Origin of the sequence: Kineococcus gurbantunggutensis (genome assembly GCF_050871925.1) — a bacterium.
Lineage (GTDB): Bacteria > Actinomycetota > Actinomycetes > Actinomycetales > Kineococcaceae > Kineococcus.
On record NZ_JBJLSG010000010.1, the window covers coordinates 26613 to 44920 of the forward strand.

Sequence of the window (18308 nt, forward strand, 5' to 3'; positions counted from 1 at the left end):
GGTTCAGCGCCCCCCGGGACGAGCGCGGCCGGTGACCTCCCCCGGCGGGAGGTCACCGGCCGCGGCCGGTTCCCCGTACAGGAACCCCTGCGCGTGCACCGCGCCCAGCTCGCGCAGCACCCGCTCCTGCGCGGGGCGCTCCACCCCCTCGACGACCACGTCCAGCCCCAGGTCGCGCCCCAGCGCCAGCAGCGCCCGCAGGAACTGCTGCGCCCGCGGGCACACGTCCACGTCGGCGGTGAAGCCCCGGTCGATCTTCACCGAGTCCAGCGGGATCGAGCGCAGGTGCAGCAGCGAGGAGTACCCGGTCCCGAAGTCGTCCAGGGACAGCCCGAAACCCGCCGCGTGCAGCCGGCCGGTGACGTCCTGCGCGGCGGGGAGGTCCTGCAGCAGCGCGTCCTCGGTGACCTCCAGCACCACCCGCGAGGGCGGCACCGCGTGCCGGCGCGCCACCTCCTGCACCGTCGCGGGGAACCCGGGGTCGGTGAGCAGCTCCGGCGGCACGTTCACCGCCACCCGCAGCTCCGCGCGCCCGTGCCGCGCCCACCGGGCCAGCTGCGCGCACGCCTGCTCCAGCACCGCGGCGGTCAGCGCCGGCAGCAGGTTGCTGCGCGCGGCCAGCGGCACGAACACCTCCGGGGGCACGTCCCGGCCGCCGTGCGACCAGCGCGCCAGGCACTCCGCGCCGGTGACGGCGCCGGTGCGCAGGTCCACCAGCGGCTGGAACGCCGTGCGCACCTCGCCCTCGGCCAGGGCGCGGCGCAGCGGCTCGCGCAGCGAGAGCCCGCGCGCGCCCGGCAGGCTCATCGTCGGCCGGTACAGCGACCACCGGTTGCGCCCGGCCCGGCGGGCCTCGTCCAGCGCCACGTCGGCGTGGGCGAGCACCTGCGCCGGCGACGGCACGGGCCCGCGCTCCTCCCCGGCCACCTCGGCCACGCCCACGCTCACCCCGACCCCGACCTGCCGGCCCAGCACCGTGAACGGCTCGGACATCGCCGCCACCGCCCGCTCGGTCAGCGAGAGCACCTGCGGGTGCGCGGCCCCGCGCGCGCCGTGCTCGACGAGCACCGCGAACTGGTCGCTGCCCACCCGCGCCAGGGTGTCGCCGGCGCCGACGACCCCGCGCAGGCGCTCGGCCGCGCGGGTCAGCAGCTCGTCGCCGCCGGGGTGGCCGAACGCGTCGTTGACGGCGCGGAAGTCGTCGATGTCGATGCTCAGCACCGCCAGCGGGCGCCGGTCGCGCCCGTGCAGCTCCAGCGCGTGGGTGAGCCGGTCCAGGAACAGCGCCCGGTTCGCCAGGCCCGTCAGGTCGTCGTGCAGCGCGCGCCAGCGCAGCGCGGCCTCGCGCGCCTCGGCCTCCCCGCGCAGCCGCTCGGTGGCCAGCACCTGGCCCAGCAGCGTCGACAGCAGCTCCAGCAGCGGCCCGTGCCGGGTCAGCTCCGGCGGCTGCACCCGCGGGTCCAGCCCGCACAGGGTGCCGAACAGGTGCCCGTCGCCGTCGCGGATCGGGATGCCGACGTAGGCCCCGATGGTCATCTCGCGCGCCACCCCGGCCGCGGCGTAGAGCGGCACGGCCATCACGTCGGGGGCGATGCGCGGCGCCTCGCCGGCCACCGCGTGCCGGCAGAACGACTCGGACCACTCGTGCCAGTCCCCGGCGCGGCGGCCGTAGGCCTCGTCGCGCACGTGCAGGTGGACCTGGCGGCCGTCCACGCGGGAGGTGATGGACCAGAACCCCAGCGGCACGTGCTCGCGCAGGTGCTCCAGCACCCGCGCGCACGCCTCGTCGAACGTGAGCGCCCGCGCGGGCAGGCCCAGCACCGCCCCCGCCGGCCCGCTGTCCAGCTCGGTCAGACCCACGACGTGCCGCCCTCCGGTGAGCTGCGGACGTCCGTGTCCCCGTTCCCGGTCGCCGTCCCCGGCCCCCGTCCCCGCCGCCGGCCAGCGTGCCACGCGCGCGCCGCGGGGGCACGGGGAGGGCGCGGGCACGGCGCGCGGGGCCGGCGGCGGGGCGGGTCAGGGGGTGGCGGCCAGGAAGAGGAACGCGGCCAGCAGCACCAGGTGCACCCCGCCCTGCAGGCGCGTGGCGCGCCCGGGCACGACCGTGAGCACGCCCACCAGCACCGTCAGCGCCAGCAGGACGAGCTGGGTGGGGCCCAGGCCCAGCAGCAGCGGCCCCTCCAGCCAGATCGAGGCCACCGCGATCACCGGGATGGTCAGCCCGATGCTGGCCATCGCCGAGCCCAGCGCCAGGTTCAGGCTGATCTGGGTGCGCCCGCGCCGGGCGGCGTTGGCCGCGGCGATCGTCTCGGGCAGCAGGACGAGCAGGGCGATCACCACGCCGACGAAGGACTGCGGCAGCCCCAGGCCCGCCACGCCGGCCTCGATGGCCGGGGACTCCACCTTGGCCAGGCCCACCACGGCCACCAGCGCCAGCAGCAGCAGGCCCAGGCTGGCGGTGGCCGCGCGGGTGCTGGGCGGGGCGGCGTGCTCGTGCTCCTCGTGCTCCCGCCCGGCCCGCCCGTCGCCCTCGCGGACCACCGGCAGGAAGAAGTCGCGGTGGCGCACCGTCTGGGTGACCACGAACATCGCGTACAGGGCCAGGGAGGCGGTGGCGGCGAACGCCAGCTGCGCCGGGGAGAACTCCGGGCCCGGGCGGGCGGTGGTGAAGGTGGGCAGCACCAGGCTGAGCGCGGCCAGCGTCGCCACCGTCGCCAGCGCCGCGCCGGTGCCCTCGGCGTTGAAGACGGTGGTGCCGAAGCGCCGCGCGCCCAGCAGCAGCGACAGCCCCAGGATCCCGTTGCACGTGATCATCACGGCGGCGAAGACGGTGTCGCGGGCCAGGGAGGAGGCCCCGGGCCCGCCGGCGGCCATCAGCGTCACGATCAGCGCGACCTCGATGACGGTGACCGCCACGGCCAGCACCAGGGAGCCGTACGGCTCGCCCACCCGGTGCGCGACGACCTCGGCGTGGTGCACCGCCGAGAGCACGGCGGCGGCCAGGACCACCGCCACCACGGCGACCACCACCCCGCCGGGTTCGCGGCCCCACGTCAGCAGCAGCAGCACCAGGGCCACCACCGGGGCGACCGTCGTCCAGGTGAGCCACCCGGGGGCGGCGGAGCGCGGCGCGGCGGTCATGCCCCCGAGTCTCACAGCAACCGGCGCGCCTGCGCCCACCGCGTCAGCTCGTGCCGGTTGGACAGCTGCAGCTTGCGCAGCACCGCGGAGACGTGCGTCTCCACCGTCTTCACGGAGATGAACAGCTCCTTGGCGACCTCCTTGTAGGCGTAGCCGCGGGCGATCAGGCGCATCACCTCCCGCTCGCGCGCGGAGAGGCGGTCCAGCTCCTCGTCGGTGGCGGCGACCTCCCCGGCCACCGCCCCGAAGGCGTCCAGGACGAAACCGGCCAGGCGCGGGGAGAACACCGCGTCGCCCTCCGCCACGCGCCGCACCGCCGCGGCCAGCTCCTCGCCGCCGATGCTCTTGGTGACGTACCCGCGCGCGCCGCGGCGGATGACGGCGATGACGTCGTCGGCGGCGTCGGACACGCTCAGCGCGAGGAAGCGCACGGGCCGCTCGCCGCCGAGCAGGTCCGCGCAGCCGTCGAGCACGCGCGCCCCGCCGGAGCCGGCGCCGGGCGCGGGCGGCTCCCCGGCCGCGGCGGGCAGGTGCACGTCCAGCAGCACCACGTCCGGCAGCTCCCGGCGCACCGCCGCCACCGCCGCGGCGGCGTCCCCGGCCTCGCCGACGACCTCCAGGTCCGCGGCCGCGGCCAGCTCCGCGCGCACCCCGCTGCGCACCATGCGGTGGTCGTCGACCACGAGCACCCGCACCGTCACGACGCCTCCCGCTGCGCGCCCGCCGCCGCGGGCAGGCGCAGCACCACCTCGGTGCCGCCGTCGGCGGGCCGGCGCACCGCCGCGCTGCCGCCGGCGCGCGCCATGCGGCCCAGGATCGACTCGCGCACCCCCAAGCGGTCGTGCGGCACGGCGTCCAGGTCGAAGCCGGGCCCGCGGTCGCGCACGAACACCTCGAAGGAGCGGGCGCCCTCGGCGCCCAGGGACTCCGCGTACAGCGAGACGGTGCCGCCGGCGTGCCGGCCGGCGTTGAGCAGCGCCTCGCGCGCGGCCTGCGCCAGCGCGCCCGTGCCGCGCCCGAGCGGCAGGGCGTCCAGGTCGCCCACCAGCACCACCTCCACCGTCGCGCCGGAGGCGTCCTCGACCTCGGCGGCCGCCGCCCGCAGCGCCGCGCCCAGGGTGCCGGCCGTGCTGCCGTGGTCGCCGTACAGCCACCGGCGCAGGTCCCGCTCCTGCGAGCGCGCCAGCCGCGCCACCTCGGTGGCGTCGGCGCTGCGCCGCTGGATCAGCGCCAGCGTCTGCAGCACCGAGTCGTGCACGTGCGCGGCCAGCTCGGCGCGCTCCTGCTCGCGGGCCAGCGCGGCCCGCTCCGCGCCCAGGTCGTGCCACAGCCGCACCGCCCACGGCGCCAGCACGACGCCCACCCCGGCCAGCACCGCCAGCGCCCCCAGCAGCGAGCCGCCCAGGGCGGCGACGTCCCCGCCCAGGACCAGGAGCAGCACCACGCCCAGCAGCACCAGCGAGGTGCCGGCCACCACCCGCAGCGCCGCGGTGCGCCCGCCGCCGGCGCCGGCGCCGCTGACCCAGCGCGCGCGGCGGGTGGCGTCGAGCTGGCTCCACGCCAGCACCAGCCCGGCGCCGACGACGAGCACCGGCAGCACCACGCGCGCGGAGGCGCCCACCCCGCCCACCCGCAGCGCGGCCAGCGCCCCGGCCACCACCAGCGCCCCGCCCACCAGGGCGTCGCGGTGGGCGAGCACCCACGCGGAGGGGTCGGCGCGGCGCCCGCCGCCGGCACCCGGCCCGGCGGGGACGTCCCGCTCGTCGGGCACGAGGAACCAGTACGCCGCGTACAGCGCCAGGCCGGTGCCGGCCAGCACCGACAGGGCCACCAGCGCCACCCGCAGGCGCCCCACCGGCACGTCCAGGTGCGCGGCCAGGCCGGCGGCGACCCCGGCGGCGCGCCGGCCGGCGACCGGGCGCACCAGCCGCGGGCGCACCGCGCCGGGCGCGGCCGCCGGGCCGGGCGCGGAGGGGGCCTGCGGGGCGGTGGTGCTCACCCGGCGATCGTGGCACGCGGCGCCGTCGCCGGGGATCCCCCGGGCGGTGTTCCGGGGTCCGCTCAGGGTCGGCTCAGGGTGCGTCCCGGAGGTGCCCGGCACCCGCCGGCGGCCACGGTGGAGCCATGACGAACACCGACACCAACACCGAGCTCCCCCGCCCCTCCGCGGCCACCGGCCCCGAGCGCTTCTTCGGCGCGCTGCGCCGCACCGGCGTCGTGCGCGGTCGCGACCGCTGGATCGCCGGCGTGTGCGGCGGCCTGGCCCAGCGCCTGGGGGTCAACCCCGCCTGGGTGCGCGGCGCCGCGGTCGTGCTCGCCCTCCTGGGCGGGCTGGGCCTGCTGCTGTACGGCCTGGCGTGGGCGCTGCTGCCCGACGCCACCGGGCGCATCGAGGCGGAGGCCGCCCACCGCGGCGACGTGTCCGCCTCCTTCGCCGTCGCCGTCGGCCTCGTCGTCGTGGACCTCCTCGGCGGCGCCGGCCTGAGCCTGCCGTGGCACTGGTGAGCACCGTGCGCACCCCGGCCCTTCCGCGGGCGGCCTCGCACCGGGCAGGGTCGCGACCGTGAGCACCGCGGACCCCGGCACCGGCACCGACCCGGCGGCCGACCCCGGCCCGGGCGCCGGGACCCCCCCGGGCAGCGGCACCGGGAACTCCCCGGGCACCGGCCCGGGCCCGGACCCGGACCCCGCGGCCGCGGCCGCGCGCGAGCCGGGCACCCCCGGCGGGCGCGGCCCCCTGGCCCGCGCCACCGCCCTCGTGCGCTCCTGGGGCGTGGTGCGCGGGGAGGACCGCTGGTTCGCCGGCGTGTGCGGGGGCGTGGGCGCCCGCCTCGGGGTGGACCCGGTCCTGGTGCGCGGGTTGCTCGTCGCCCTGACCCTCGTCGGCGGCCTGGGCCTGGCGCTGTACGGCCTGGCCTGGGCGCTGCTGCCCGACGCCCGCGGGCGGGTGGAGCTGGAGGCCACCTCCGAGGGCGACGTCTCCGGCGCCTTCGCCCTGGCCGCCGGGCTCGTCCTGCTCGACCTGGCCGTCGGGCGCGGCGTCGTCGGGCTCGCCGGCCTCACCGTCGGCCCCCTGGGCGCCGGGCCGGGCTGGGGCTTCCTCGTCACCGGCCTGGTCGCCGCCCTGCTGTGGTGGGTCTTCCGCGACCGGGTCGCCGCGCTGCGCGCGCAGTGCGCGGGCCGGCGCGCCGAGCGCCCCGCCCCGAGCGCGCCGGCCCCGGGCGCGCGCGCCCCGCTGTCGCTGCGCAAGGAGCCCCCGGGCGTGGACCGGCTGGTCGAGCGGGTCCGCGCGCAGGTGGACGCGCAGGTCGACGCGCGGGTGAGCGCGCTCGCGGCCGCGCCGGCCGCCGGGTTCGGCTCCGCCGCCGAGCGCCGCGCCGCCGCCCGCGAGGAGGGCCGCGCCGCCGCCGCGCGGGCCCGGGCCGCCGCCGAGCGGGCCCGCGCCGCGCGCCGGCCCGGTTCCCCGCTGCTGACCACCGCCGTCCTGGGCCTGGCCCTGGTCGCCGCCGGCGCCGTGGTCGTGGCCGAGATGCTGGTGGTGCTGCCCGCGCCCGCGCCCGTGCTGGCCCTCGTCGCGGCGCTGGCCGTCGTCGGCGCCGGGGCCGTGGCCGCGGGCCTGGCCGGCCGGCGCAGCGCCCTGGTGGGCTTCGGCACGCCGCTGGCGGTGCTGACCGTGCTGGCCGGGACCGTGCCGGACTCCGGCGGCTGGCAGTGGCAGGTCAACCGCACCTGGGCGCCGACGAGCGCGTCGGTGCGCGCGCAGGACGCCCTCAGCTCCGGCGTCGGGCGCCTGCGCGTGGACCCCTCCGGCCTGGTGCCGAGCGGGCCGGCCACGACGGTGGTCACCGCGACGGTGGCCGCCGGGCGCCTGGAGGTCGTCGTGCCCGAGGAGCGCACCGTCCTGGTGGACGCCCGCGCCCTGGCGGGCAACCTGCGCTGGCTGGTCGGCCCCGGCGCGGTGGTGGTCGACGACGACCACCGCTCGCTGGTGGGCTCCTCCTCGCGGCGGGGCGCCGAGCAGCACGAGGGCGGCCTGGACAGCGCCAAGGTGCTGGCCGTGGGCCCCGACGCCGCGCGCGTCGCGGGCGCCACCCGCGTGCGGGGCGCCGACCCGGCCGGCTGGACCGTCCCTGAGGGGGTCGCCGTGGTGCGGGCCGTGGTGTGGGCCGGCGAGGTGCGCGTGGGCGCCGCCGGTTCCGGGTTGCTGGAGGGGTCGTGACCGAGGAGCGGGACGTGCGGGAACAGGACGCGCGGGGGACGGACGCGCTGGGGACGGACGCGCTGGGGACGGACGCGCTGGAGCGGGCGCGCCCGGCCACCACCGTCGACGTCGGCGCGGTCGTGTGGGGGTTCGCCTTCCTGGCGGTGGCCGCGGTCGTGGGCGTGCGCGCCGCGACGGGGGTCTCCTGGCCGTGGGGCTGGAACGTCGCCGGGGTGCTGCTGCTCGGCGGGCTGGCCACGGTCGCCGCCAGCGCGGCGGCCGCGGCCCGCGGCGCCTCCCGGTGCCGGTAGCGCACCGGCAGCGCGCCGGGGGCGCGCCGGGGGCGTCGAGTGGGTAGCTTCGGGACGTGGCACACCTGGCGCACCTGGGGCACCGCGACGACGACGCGCACGGCGAGGTCCGTGCCGAACCGGGGTGGGGGACCACCGCCGACGGCTCACCGGTGACGCGGTGGGTCCTGGACGACGGCACGCTGCAGGTCGGGCTCGTCGAGCACGGCGCGCGCATCCAGTCGGTGCTGGCGCCGGACCGCGACGGCGTGCGCGCCGACGTCGCGCTGGGTTTCGCGGACCTGGCCCCCTACGAGGGCAAGGGCCGCTCGTTCGGCGCGACGGTGGGCCGGTTCGCCAACCGCATCGCCGGCGGGACGTTCACCCTCGACGGGCGCACGTCCTCGATCCCCACCACCGACCGCGGCAACGCGATCCACGGCGGGCCGCGGCCGTTCTCGCAGGCGCTGTGGACCTCGCACCCGGTGGAGGGCCTGTGCGGGGTGCGGTTCTCGCTGCTGAGCCCGGACGGCGACAACGGGTTCCCCGGCGCGCTGAGCGTGCACGTGCAGTACGTCCTGCACGGCGGGGTGCTCACGGTGCGCACGTCGGCGACGACGGACGCGCCGACGGTGGTGAACCTCACCAACCACGCCTACTGGAACCTCGCCGGCGACGGCAGCGGCACGGTCGACGCGCACCTGGTGCAGGTGGCGGCGCAGGCGTTCCTGCCGGTGGACGACTCCGGCCTGCCCACGGGGGAGCGGCGCCCGGTGGCGGGCACGCCGTTCGACCTGACCGAGCCGGTGCCCGTGGGGTACCGGTTGCGCGACGGGAAGGAGTCCGGCGACGAGCAGGTCGCGCGCGGTTCCGGTTTCGACCACTGCTGGGTGCTGGCCGAGGTGCCCGGCGGCGAGCGTGAGCCGGCGTTCGCGGCGCGCGTGGAGGAACCGGTGTCCGGGCGCACCCTGGAGGTGTGGACGGACCAGCCGGGGATCCAGGTGTTCACCGGCGGCACCCTGGCCGGCACGCTGGTGGGCAAGGCGGGGGTGGCCTACGGCCCGCGCGCGGGCCTTGCCTTGGAGGCGCAGGCGTTCCCCGACGCCCCGAACCACCCCGACTTCCCCACCACGGTGCTGCGCGAGGGCGACGAGTTCCTCTCCGTCACCGACTTCCGCTTCGGCGTCTCCTGAGCGGGCCGCGGTGCGCGCCGTCCCGGCGCGCACCGCGGGTGGGCCGGGCGCGTGCCGGGCGTGGACGTGGAAGAGCCCGGGTCCCCCGCGGGGGGATCCGGGCTCTTGCCGTCAGCGCGTCACTTGGGCGGGGTGACGTCCCCGCGCCAGGCGCCGGTCTCGGCGCCGCGCGACTCGATGAACTCCTTGAAGCGCTTGAGGTCCGCCTTGATCTGGCGGTCGTCGGCACCGATCGCGGCGCCGACCTTCTCGACGAGGCCCTCGGTCTCCCAGTCCATCTGGACGGTGACCTTGGTGGTGGTGTCCGAGATGCGGTGGAAGGTGACGACACCGGCGTGGTCCTTGCCGTCCACGCTCTTCCACGCGACCCGCTCGTCGGGGTGCTGCTCGGTGATCTCGGTGTCGAACTCGCGCTCCACACCGGCGATCTTCGTCTTCCAGTGGTTGCGGGTCTCGGTGATCTGGGTGATCTCCTCGACGCCGTTCATGAAGTGCGGGAAGGTCTCGAACTGCGTCCACTGGTTGTACGCGGTGTGGACGGGGACCTCGACGTCGATGCTCTCGGTCACGCTGCTCATTGCTGAACTCCTCCTGCGGCTCGGGGGTCCGGGAGCCGCTCGTCGTCCGAACTACGTGCTGCCCCCACTGTGCCCGTGGGGGGCGAGGCGTGCATCTCGAAGGTCACGAGGCGCGCGCCCGGGGCGTGCTCACCCCTTCTTGAGGGGGTCGTTGCCCCAGTTCATGAGGGAGTAGCGCCACTTGGTGTCCGTGACGTCGCCCTCGGGGCGCTGGGCGGAGTGGCGGTGGACGTAGCCCACGACCTTCTTCATGTGGGCGTAGTCGTCGTCGTCCAGGTCCGCCTCCTTCGCGCGCAGGACCTCCACGATCCGGCGCCCGGAGGCGTGCCCGACGGACTCGCCGCCGTCGCTCTGGCCCACCGACTTCGACTCGTCGGTCTCCAGCCACTCCTCCAGCTCCTTGGGCGTCATGTTCACCGCCTCGCCGAAGTCGCGGCCGATGTCGCGCCGCTCGTCGTCGCTCAGCGTCTTCTCCGCCATGGCGCCAGGGTGGCGCGTCAGAACGCGTAGCGCACGTCGAGGTAGGGGGCGCGCTCGGCGATCAGGTCCAGGAGCCGGCGCACGTGGCGGCCCTTCTCGCCGGTGCGGTAGCGCACGTTGACGCCGCCGCCCTCGGAGCGCTTGGCCTCCTGCACCGCCGGGCGCCACAGCAGCTCCTCGGCCTTGGGGTGCCAGCCGAGGTTCACCTCGTGCAGCCGCTCGTTGTGGGTGAGGAAGATCACCTCGGCGGCGAGCTGGCGCTTGGTGGCCGCGCTCGTGGCCTCGCCGAGCTGGTCGAGCAGGCGCGCCCACTGCTCCAGCCAGCCCTCGGTGACGACGACGGGGGAGAGGTTGACGTGCACCTCGTACCCGGCGGCGACGAAGTCGTCGAGGGCGGCCAGGCGCGCGGCGACGGGGTCGGTGCGCACGTCGAGGACCTTGGCGACCTCCTCGGGCATGAGGGAGAAGCGCACCCGGGTGCGCCCGCGCGGGTCCAGCTCCAGCAGCCGGCGGTTGACGTGCTTGGTGGCGAAGGACGCCTTGGCCGTGGGCAGCTCGCGGAAGAGGGCGATGAGGTCGTCGACGTTGCCGGACAGCTCGGCGTCCACCGAGCAGTCGCTGTTCTCGCCCACGTCGTACACCCAGGCGTGCGGGTCCACCTGGTTCGGCTCGGCCTTCACGCCCTGCCGGGCGACGTGGCGGCGCAGGTAGGCGGTGATCTGCTCGATGTTCGCGAACACCGTGACGGGGTTGCTGTACCCCTTGCGGCGCGGCACGTAGCAGTACGCGCAGGCCATCGCGCAGCCGTTGGCGGTGGAGGGGGCGATGAAGTCCGCCGAGCGGCCGTTGGGGCGCGCGGCCAGGGACTTCTTCACGCCCAGCACCAGCGCCTCGCGCTTGATCCGCACCCAGCGCGCCACGTTCGCCTCGTCGCCGTGCAGCTCGGGGATGTTCCAGTGGCTGGCGACCTCCACGCGGGTGGCGTCCGGCCAGCGCTCGAGGACCTCCCGGCCCCGGGGCAGCTCCGCCGCGGCGGGTTCGTAGTAGATCCGGGTGACGTCGACCAGCCGCTGCTCCCGCACGTCCCCAGTGTGCGCGCCGGGTCCGACACGGGCGCCGGCGCGGGGGTCGCGCGGGTGCCCGCGCGGGGCCCGCGTGATCGGCGGGCGCGGTGCCGCGGCGCTGCCTACGGTGGGGGCCGTGAGCGACCAGTACACCTTCCAGAACCCGGTCGAGCAGTACCGCACCGAGGGGTACGAACCGCAGCCGCAGGAGGGCCCCGGCCTGGCCGGCGAGCTCGGCCCGGCCCCCGACCACGGCGAGTCCACCTACCGCGGCACCGGGCGCCTCACCGGCCGCCGGGCGCTGGTCACCGGCGCCGACTCCGGCATCGGCCGCGCCGCCGCGATCGCCTTCGCCCGCGAGGGCGCCGACGTGGTGCTGAACTACCTGCCCGAGGAGCAGCCCGACGCCGAGCAGGTCGCGCAGCTCGTGCGCGACGCGGGCCGGCGGGCGGTGCTGGCCCCGGGCGACCTGACCGACGAGGCGTTCGCCCGCGGCCTGGTGCGCACCACCGTCGACGAGCTCGGCGGCATCGACCTCATCGCCAACGTCGCCGGCAAGCAGCAGCACGCCGAGGACGTCGCCGACATCACCTCGCAGCAGTTCGACGAGACGCTGCGCACGAACCTGAACGCGCTGTTCTGGATCGTGCAGGAGGCGGTGCCGCACCTGCCGCCGGGTTCCACGATCGTCAACACCTCCTCGGTGCAGGGCTACCAGCCCTCGCCGAACCTCGTGGACTACGCGACGACGAAGTCCGGGATCATCGCCATGTCCAAGGCCCTGGCGCAGCAGCTCGCGCCCAAGGGGATCCGGGTGAACGTCGTGGCTCCCGGCCCGGTGTGGACGCCGCTGCAGGTCGCCGGCGGCCAGCCGGACGAGGCGATGCCGGAGTTCGGCCAGCAGACCCCGCTGGGCCGCGCCGCGCAGCCGGCGGAGCTGGCCCCGGCCTACGTGTTCCTGGCCTCGCCGGAGTCCAGCTACGTGATCGGCGAGGTCCTCAACGTCAACGGCGGGATGCCCACCCCCTGACCCGCGCCCGCCGCGCCGCGCCCGCCGCGCGGTGCGGCCGCGCGGTGCCTACGGTGGGTGGCGGGACCGTCCCGCGGGGCGGTCCCGCGACGGTCCCGGTGCGCTCCAAGCGCGCGGTCGCCCGGGACCGCGGGGACGGTGGCGGCACGCGCCACCGCGACGTGGAGGACCTGTGACCCGACGCGCGTCGGACGTGGACGCCGACCTGCTGCGCACCGCGCGGGAGGCCTTCGGCTTCGAGGAGCTGCGACCGGGCCAGGCGGAGGCGATGCGCGCCGTCGCGCGGGGCCGCGACGTCCTGGCGGTGATGCCCACCGGTGCGGGCAAGTCCGCGATCTACCAGGTGCCGGCGCTGCTGCTCGACGGGCCGACGGTCGTCGTCTCGCCGCTGATCGCCCTGCAGCGCGACCAGGTGGACGGCCTGCGCGAGGACGTGCGCCGCGGCGGGGCGGTGATGCTGAACTCCCAGCTCCCGGCCGCCGCGTGGCGCGAGGCGCGCGAGGCCCTGCGCCGCGGCGACGTGCGGTTCGTGTTCCTGGCCCCCGAGCAGCTCGCCCGCGACGAGGTCGTCGAGGAGCTGGCCGCGCTGCGCCCGTGCCTGCTCGTCGTGGACGAGGCGCACTGCGTCTCCGCGTGGGGGCACGACTTCCGACCGCAGTACCTGCGCCTGGGGTCGGCCGTGGAGCGGCTGGGGCGCCCGCAGGTGGTGGCCCTCACCGCCACCGCCGGCCCGCAGGTGCGCGAGGAGGTCGTGGACCAGCTGCGCCTGCGGGACCCCGCGGTCGTCGCGGAGGGTTTCGACCGCCCCGAGATCGACCTGCGGGTGCGCCGGCACTCCCGGGCGGACCACCAGCGCGCCGCGGTGCTGGAGTCGGTGACCTCCACGCGCGGCGCGGTCCTCGTCTACGTCGCCCGCCGCCGCGACGCGGAGGAGATCGCGCAGGAGCTGCGCGGGAGCGGGCGCGCGGTGGACCACTACCACGCGGGCCGCCGCCGGGCCGACCGCGACCGGGTGCTGCGCGAGTTCGTCGACGGCACCCTGGACGTGGTCGTGGCCACCAGCGCGTTCGGCATGGGGATCGACAAGCCGGACGTGCGCGCGGTCGTGCACGCCCACGTCCCCGACTCCCTGGACAGCTACTACCAGGAGATCGGCCGCGCGGCCCGCGACGGCGAGCCGGCCGTCGCCGTGCTGCACTACCGGCCCGAGGACCTGGGCCTGCGCACGTTCTTCGCCTCCGCGGTCGCCAAGCCGGAACCGCTGCGCGAGGTCGCCGCGGCCGTGCGCGCGCACGACGAGCCGGTCGGGCCCACGCAGCTGCGCCGCGAGCTGGGCACCACCGCCTCCCGCCTGGCCGGGGTGGTCAACCTGCTGGAGGAGGTCGGGGCTGTCCACGAGGACGAGCGCGGCCGGCTGACCGCCGACCCGGACGGGCCCAAGCCCGCCGCGGCCGCCGAGGCGGCGGTGCACGTCTCGGAGCAGCAGCGCTCGGTGGAGCGCTCCCGGCTGGAGATGATGCGCTCCTACGCGGAGACCACCTCCTGCCGCCGGCTGTCGCTGCTGGGGTACTTCGGCGAGCAGCTCCCCGGGCCGTGCGGGAACTGCGACACCTGCCGCGCGGGCACCGCCGCCGGGCGCAGCGCCGAGCCGGCGGACGAGCAGCCGTTCCCGGTGGGCTCCGACGTCGCGCACGGCGAGTGGGGCCGGGGCCGGGTCATGCACTACGAGGACGACCGGGTGACGGTCCTCTTCGACGGCGTGGGCTACCGCACGCTGGCGCTGGCGCTGGTGGAGGACAAGGAGCTGCTGCGCCCGGCGTGAGCCGTCCCGCCCGCGCAGGGGCCGACGACCGCTACGCTGACTCATGAGGAACACGGATAGCGCTACCGTCCCGCCGCGGCTCCCGCTACCACGGGCGGCCCGTCCCACCGCCCACCCGGCCCGCCCGCTGGCCGGTCCGCTCCTCGGCCTGGTCGGCGTGGTGGTCTTCTCCCTCACCCTGCCGCTGACCCGCACCGCCGTGCGCACCCTGGACCCGCTGCTCGTCGGCGCCGGCCGCGCCGCGGTCGCCGGCGTGCTGGCGGCGCTGGTGCTGGCGGTGACCCGCACCCCGCGCCCCCCGCGGCACCTGCTGCCGCGCCTGCTGCTCGTCGTCGCCGGCGTCGTGGCGGGGTTCCCGCTGCTGACGAGCGCGGCGATGCGCGACCTGCCCGCCGCGCACGGCGCCGTCGTCATCGGCGTCCTGCCGGCGGCCACCGCCGTGGCCGCGGTGCTGCGCACCCGCGAGCGCCCCGGAGCGGGCTTCTGGGCGGCGGGCGCGGCGGGCCTGGTCGCGGTGGTCGTCTTCGTCGCGCTCAGCGGCGGCGGCCTGGGCGGCGTGGGCGCCGGGGACGCGCTGCTGCTCGGCGCGGTCGCCCTGGCCGCCGTGGGCTACGCCGAGGGCGGGCTGCTCGCGCGCGAGCTGGGCGCCTGGCAGACGATCTGCTGGGCGCTGGTGCTGGCGCTGCCGCCGATGGCGGTGCTCACCGTCCTGGGGGCCGCCTCCGGTCGCACGAGCGCGGGCTGGGCCGGCTGGGCCTCGTTCGCCTACCTGGCGGTCTTCAGCATGTTCCTGGGCTTCTTCGCCTGGTACCGGGGCCTGGCGATCGGGCCGATGACCAGCGTCAGCCAGGTGCAGCTCGTGCAGCCGGTCCTGACGATCGCGTGGGCGGCGCTGTTCTTCGGCGAGGAGCTGGGCGCGGGCGTCGTCGCGGCCGCCGCCGCCGTCCTGGTGTGCGCGGCGACGGCGGTGCGGGCCCGGGTGCGCGTGGCCCCCGCCCGCTGAGCCGGGGCCGGGGCGCACGCGCCGCCCCGGCCCCGACCCCGGCCCCGAGGGAGCGGGTGCCTCAGCCGCGCGGGGCGGGCGCGCCCCGCTCGTGCGCGCGCCGCAGCCGCTGCTCGGTGCGCTGCACCGCGCCGCGCACGGCCGGCCCGCGCAGGTGGTGGCAGCGGGCGTTGGGGCTGTCGGGGCCGTGCCGGCGCAGCACGTCGGCCAGGCGCTCCTCCACGTCGACGACCTCGCCGGTCGCGGAGGTGGTCTGGTCCGCCCACGTCAGCGCGTCGGCCAGCGCCCCCTCGACGGCGCGGGGGTGGTCGTGGGGGGCGAGCTCGGCCTCCAGGCCGCGCACCCGCGCCACGAAGCGCGCCCCGGAGTGGTGGGCCACCAGGGAGGAGACCAGCGGGTCCCAGCCCTGCGCGCGCAGGTGGTCGGCGCCGTCGACGGGGTGGAACCCGGTGCGGCGCACCGGGACGGCGTAGCCGACGTCGTGCAGCCACGCCGCGGCGACGAGGGTGGCCCGGTCGGCCGGCGCGACGGCCGCGGTGCCGGCGGCCGCCCGGGCCGCCACCGCGCTGGTGTGCTCCCAGCGCGGGTGCAGGTCGCCGAGGAGGCGCTCGGCGAGCCGGGCGGCGGCGGCGACCAGCTCGTCGCCGTCGAGCTCGGCGAGCAGGCGCTCCCAGTCGGGCGGGAGCGCGGGGGTGAGCGCAGGGTTCCCACTCATGCGGTGAACGGTAGAGGGCGATCGCCGCGCACCCGCACCGCACCGGGGACCGGTCCACCTCCCGCCCCGCTTTCTCAACGCTCAGTCACCATGTGGCTGCGCATGGTGGTGGCCCCCGTGCCGGCGCCCCCGTCGTCCCGGTGCCGGCCCCGGTGGTGCCGCCGGGCCTCGACCGCCGGGTCGGACAAGCGCTTCGACGTGCCGGCGCGCGAGGCGCTCGCCGGATGTCCCGGAAACGCGCTCGGAGGCAGCACCTGCCGGGAGCTCCGCGGGGTCTTGACGACGCCGCGTGCAGAACTGTTCACTCGATCAGGTGAAGCGCTTCGATGAAGAAGTCACCTCCTCTCGCACCCCGTCCGCCCCGGGGCCCACCCTCGGCTCCACCCCGGGCGTGCGCCGCCGCAGCCTCCTCGCCGGCTCCGCCCTGACTGCGGCCGCCGCCTCCACCGCGTTCGCCGCGCCGGCCGCCGCGGGCGGTCCGCGCTACCGATGGCGCAACGTCGAGATCGTCGCCGGCGGCTTCGTGCCCGGCATCGTCTTCAGCCGCGCCGAGCGCGGCCTGGCGTACGCGCGCACCGACATCGGCGGCGCGTACCGCCTCGACCGCCGCTCGCGGCGCTGGGTGCCGCTGCTGGACTGGGTCGGCTGGGACCGCTGGGGCTGGAGCGGCGTGCTGAGCATCGCCGCCGACCCCGTGGACGCCGACCGCGTCTACGCCGCCGTGGGCACCTACACCAACGACTGGGACCCCAGCCCCGGCGCCGTGCTGCGCTCCACCGACCGCGGGAGGAGCTGGGAGGCGTTCGAGCTGCCCTTCAAGCTCGGGGGCAACATGCCCGGCCGGGGCATGGGCGAGCGCCTGGCCGTGGACCCCAACCGCCACCAGAACGTGTACCTCGGTGCGCCCAGCGGGCGCGGGCTGTGGCGCAGCACCGACTCCGGCGCGACGTTCGCGCCCGTGGAGTCCTTCCCCAACCCCGGGCCGTGGGCCGCCGACCCCGGCGACGCCAGCGGGTACTCCAGCGACCCGCAGGGCGTGCTGTGGGTGACGTTCGACCCGCGCAGCGGCGGTGGCGGCCGGGGCCGCGGGCGCGGCGGCCGGCGCGGTCGCGGGGAGCGCGGCGGCAGCTCCACGTTCTACGTCGGCGTCGCCGACCCGCAGAACGTGCTGTACCGCACCACCGACGGCGGGCGCACCTTCGAGCGCGTGCCCGGCCAGCCCACCGGTTTCCTGCCGCACAAGGGCGTCCTCGACGAGGCGAGGGGGCACCTCTACCTCGCCACCAGCGACACCGCCGGCCCCTACGACGGTTCCCGGGGCGACGTGTGGCGCCTGGACACCGCCACGGGGGAGTGGGTCAACGTCAGCCCCGTGCCCTCCACCAGCCCGGACGCCGCGTTCGGCTACAGCGGCCTGACCGTGGACCGGCAGCGGCCCGGCACCCTCGTCGTCGCCACGCAGATCCAGTGGAGCCCCGACGTGGTGTTCTTCCGCAGCACGGACTCCGGCGCGACGTGGAGCCGCGCCTGGGACCTCGACGCCGACGGCCGGCGCCGCAACCGCTACGAGATCGACACCAGCGCCTCGCCGTGGCTGACGTTCGGCCAGACGCCCGAACCTCCCGAGGAGCCGGTGAAGCTGGGCTGGATGACGGAGTCCGTGGAGATCGACCCCTTCGACCCCGACCACCTGCTCTACGGCACCGGCGCGACCCTCTACGGGGTCGAGGACCTCACCAACTGGGACCGCGACCGGACGTTCCACGTCTCCGTGCACGCCGAGGGCATCGAGGAGACCGCGATCCTCGACCTCGTCAGCCCCGCCGAGGGCGCGCACCTCGTCTCCGCCGTCGGCGACCTCGGCGGTTTCGTGCACCACGACCTCGACCGCGCCCCGGACCTGATGTTCCAGCGCCCGTACTTCACCTCCGGCACCGGCGTGGACGCCGCCGGCCTGCGCCCGCGGGTGCTGGCCCGCGTCGGCAACCCCGGTGCGCAGCAGGCCGCCTTCGGCCTGTCCACCGACGGCGGCGCCACCTGGACGCCGGCGGCCACCCAGCCGGCCGGCACCACCGGCGGCGGCAACGTCGCCGTGGGCGCCGACGGCAGCCGCACCGTGTGGGCCCCGGCCGGTGCCGCGGTGAGCTGGACCCGCGACGGCGGCGCCACCTGGGCGCCGTCCGCGGGCGCGCCCGCCGGCGCCGCCGTGGAGGCCGACCGCGTCGACCCGGCGGTGTTCTACGCCTTCGCCGCCGGGGTGTTCTCGCGCAGCGACGACGGCGGGGCCACGTTCACCGCCACGGGCGCCACCGGGCTGCCCGCCGCCGGCGCCGCCCGGTTCGCCGCCGTGCCCGGCCTGCGCGGTCACGTCTGGCTGGCCGGCGGCCAGGAGGGCGGCACGTACGGGCTGTGGCGCTCCACCGATTCCGGCGCCACCTTCACCCGCGTCGCCGCCCTGGAGGAGGCCGACGCCGTCGGCTTCGGCAGGGCGGCCCCCGGCGCCGACCACCCCGTGGTGTTCACCTCCGCGCAGCAGCGCGGGGTGCGCGGCATCTACCGCTCCGACGACGCCGGGCGCACCTGGGTGCGGGTGAACGACGACCGCCACCAGTGGGCGTGGACGGGCGCGGCGATCACCGGCGACCCGCGCGTGCACGGGCGCGTCTACGTCGCCACCAACGGGCGGGGCATCCTGCGCGGCGACACCCGCTGACGGGGCGCAAGACCACCGGCCGGGAGGTGAGGACCCCTCCCGGCCGGCCGGCCGGTCGCGCGCCCGGCCCGGCGCCGG

General features: G+C 77.5%; 16 protein-coding genes. 8 read left to right on the plus strand and 8 right to left on the minus strand.

Annotated features, from left to right (window positions below; genetic code table 11):
* Positions 1-3: 3 nt before the first annotated feature.
* The 4 genes from ACRYR7_RS03140 to ACRYR7_RS03155 all read right to left on the minus strand — a co-directional run bounded on the left by ACRYR7_RS03140 (position 4) and on the right by ACRYR7_RS03155 (position 5140).
* Positions 4-1860 carry a putative bifunctional diguanylate cyclase/phosphodiesterase gene (locus ACRYR7_RS03140; RefSeq protein ID WP_432570603.1) on the minus strand — a complete coding sequence of 619 codons (1857 nt, stop codon included), beginning with the start codon at positions 1858-1860 and terminating at the stop codon, positions 4-6.
* A 156-nt stretch (positions 1861-2016) separates the two neighbouring features.
* Entirely contained in the window at positions 2017-3141 is a 1125-nt protein-coding gene (locus ACRYR7_RS03145; RefSeq protein WP_432570604.1) for a calcium:cation antiporter, read from the minus strand.
* Between the two features lie 11 nt (positions 3142-3152).
* On the minus strand, positions 3153-3842 hold the full coding sequence (locus ACRYR7_RS03150; protein ID WP_432570605.1) for a LuxR C-terminal-related transcriptional regulator: 690 nt from the start codon (positions 3840-3842) through the stop codon (positions 3153-3155).
* Positions 3839-5140: a PspC domain-containing protein gene (locus tag ACRYR7_RS03155; protein WP_432570606.1), complete on the minus strand. Its 1302-nt coding sequence runs from the start codon at positions 5138-5140 to the stop codon at positions 3839-3841. The genes ACRYR7_RS03150 and ACRYR7_RS03155 overlap by 4 nt, the downstream gene beginning before the upstream one ends.
* Positions 5141-5265: 125 nt before the next feature.
* Here ACRYR7_RS03155 and ACRYR7_RS03160 point away from each other — a divergent pair, with 125 nt between their 5' ends.
* Genes ACRYR7_RS03160 through ACRYR7_RS03175 form a run of 4 tightly spaced genes read left to right on the plus strand, consistent with a single transcriptional unit; the run spans position 5266 to position 8825 of the window.
* A complete protein-coding gene (locus tag ACRYR7_RS03160; protein ID WP_432570607.1) occupies positions 5266-5646 on the plus strand; it encodes a PspC domain-containing protein in 381 nt (126 codons plus the stop codon).
* 58 nt (positions 5647-5704) lie between these two features.
* Positions 5705-7360, plus strand: coding sequence for a PspC domain-containing protein (locus tag ACRYR7_RS03165; RefSeq protein ID WP_432570608.1), 1656 nt, complete (start codon positions 5705-5707; stop codon positions 7358-7360).
* 14 nt (positions 7361-7374) lie between these two features.
* Positions 7375-7653, plus strand: coding sequence for a hypothetical protein (locus ACRYR7_RS03170; protein ID WP_432570609.1), 279 nt, complete (start codon positions 7375-7377; stop codon positions 7651-7653).
* A gap of 56 nt (positions 7654-7709) precedes the next feature.
* Complete coding sequence (locus tag ACRYR7_RS03175) at positions 7710-8825, plus strand: aldose epimerase family protein (protein WP_432570610.1); 1116 nt, start codon at positions 7710-7712, stop codon at positions 8823-8825.
* Between the two features lie 119 nt (positions 8826-8944).
* On the opposite strand, the gene ACRYR7_RS03180 is transcribed toward ACRYR7_RS03175, so the two are convergent.
* The 3 genes from ACRYR7_RS03180 to ACRYR7_RS03190 all read right to left on the minus strand — a co-directional run bounded on the left by ACRYR7_RS03180 (position 8945) and on the right by ACRYR7_RS03190 (position 10965).
* A complete protein-coding gene (locus ACRYR7_RS03180; protein ID WP_432570611.1) occupies positions 8945-9403 on the minus strand; it encodes an SRPBCC family protein in 459 nt (152 codons plus the stop codon).
* Between the two features lie 129 nt (positions 9404-9532).
* Complete coding sequence (locus tag ACRYR7_RS03185; RefSeq protein ID WP_432570612.1) at positions 9533-9883, minus strand: DUF3140 domain-containing protein; 351 nt, start codon at positions 9881-9883, stop codon at positions 9533-9535.
* Positions 9884-9900: 17 nt separating this feature from the next.
* Positions 9901-10965 carry a spore photoproduct lyase family protein gene (locus ACRYR7_RS03190; protein WP_432570613.1) on the minus strand — a complete coding sequence of 355 codons (1065 nt, stop codon included), beginning with the start codon at positions 10963-10965 and terminating at the stop codon, positions 9901-9903.
* Positions 10966-11083: 118 nt separating this feature from the next.
* Here ACRYR7_RS03190 and ACRYR7_RS03195 point away from each other — a divergent pair, with 118 nt between their 5' ends.
* The 3 genes from ACRYR7_RS03195 to ACRYR7_RS03205 all read left to right on the plus strand — a co-directional run bounded on the left by ACRYR7_RS03195 (position 11084) and on the right by ACRYR7_RS03205 (position 14802).
* Entirely contained in the window at positions 11084-11977 is an 894-nt protein-coding gene (locus tag ACRYR7_RS03195) for an SDR family oxidoreductase (RefSeq protein WP_432570614.1), read from the plus strand.
* A gap of 172 nt (positions 11978-12149) precedes the next feature.
* Positions 12150-13799, plus strand: coding sequence for a RecQ family ATP-dependent DNA helicase (locus tag ACRYR7_RS03200; RefSeq protein WP_432570615.1), 1650 nt, complete (start codon positions 12150-12152; stop codon positions 13797-13799).
* Positions 13800-13842: 43 nt separating this feature from the next.
* Complete coding sequence (locus ACRYR7_RS03205; protein WP_432570616.1) at positions 13843-14802, plus strand: DMT family transporter; 960 nt, start codon at positions 13843-13845, stop codon at positions 14800-14802.
* Positions 14803-14863: 61 nt separating this feature from the next.
* On the opposite strand, the gene ACRYR7_RS03210 is transcribed toward ACRYR7_RS03205, so the two are convergent.
* Entirely contained in the window at positions 14864-15517 is a 654-nt protein-coding gene (locus ACRYR7_RS03210) for an HD domain-containing protein (RefSeq protein ID WP_432570617.1), read from the minus strand.
* A 313-nt stretch (positions 15518-15830) separates the two neighbouring features.
* Between ACRYR7_RS03210 and ACRYR7_RS03215 the strand changes: the two genes are divergently transcribed.
* Entirely contained in the window at positions 15831-18230 is a 2400-nt protein-coding gene (locus ACRYR7_RS03215; protein WP_432570618.1) for a WD40/YVTN/BNR-like repeat-containing protein, read from the plus strand.
* Positions 18231-18308 lie beyond the last annotated feature (78 nt).

Excerpts from the sequence above, each read along its gene's own strand:
- ACRYR7_RS03145 (WP_432570604.1), bottom strand. The coding sequence starts at position 3,141 with ATGACCGCCGCGCCGCGCTCCGCCGCCCCCGGGTGGCTCACCTGGACG.
- ACRYR7_RS03160 (WP_432570607.1), top strand. The coding sequence starts at position 5,266 with ATGACGAACACCGACACCAACACCGAGCTCCCCCGCCCCTCCGCGGCC.
- ACRYR7_RS03180 (WP_432570611.1), bottom strand. The coding sequence starts at position 9,403 with ATGAGCAGCGTGACCGAGAGCATCGACGTCGAGGTCCCCGTCCACACC.
- ACRYR7_RS03185 (WP_432570612.1), bottom strand. The coding sequence starts at position 9,883 with ATGGCGGAGAAGACGCTGAGCGACGACGAGCGGCGCGACATCGGCCGC.
- ACRYR7_RS03205 (WP_432570616.1), top strand. The coding sequence starts at position 13,843 with ATGAGGAACACGGATAGCGCTACCGTCCCGCCGCGGCTCCCGCTACCA.
- ACRYR7_RS03210 (WP_432570617.1), bottom strand. The coding sequence starts at position 15,517 with ATGAGTGGGAACCCTGCGCTCACCCCCGCGCTCCCGCCCGACTGGGAG.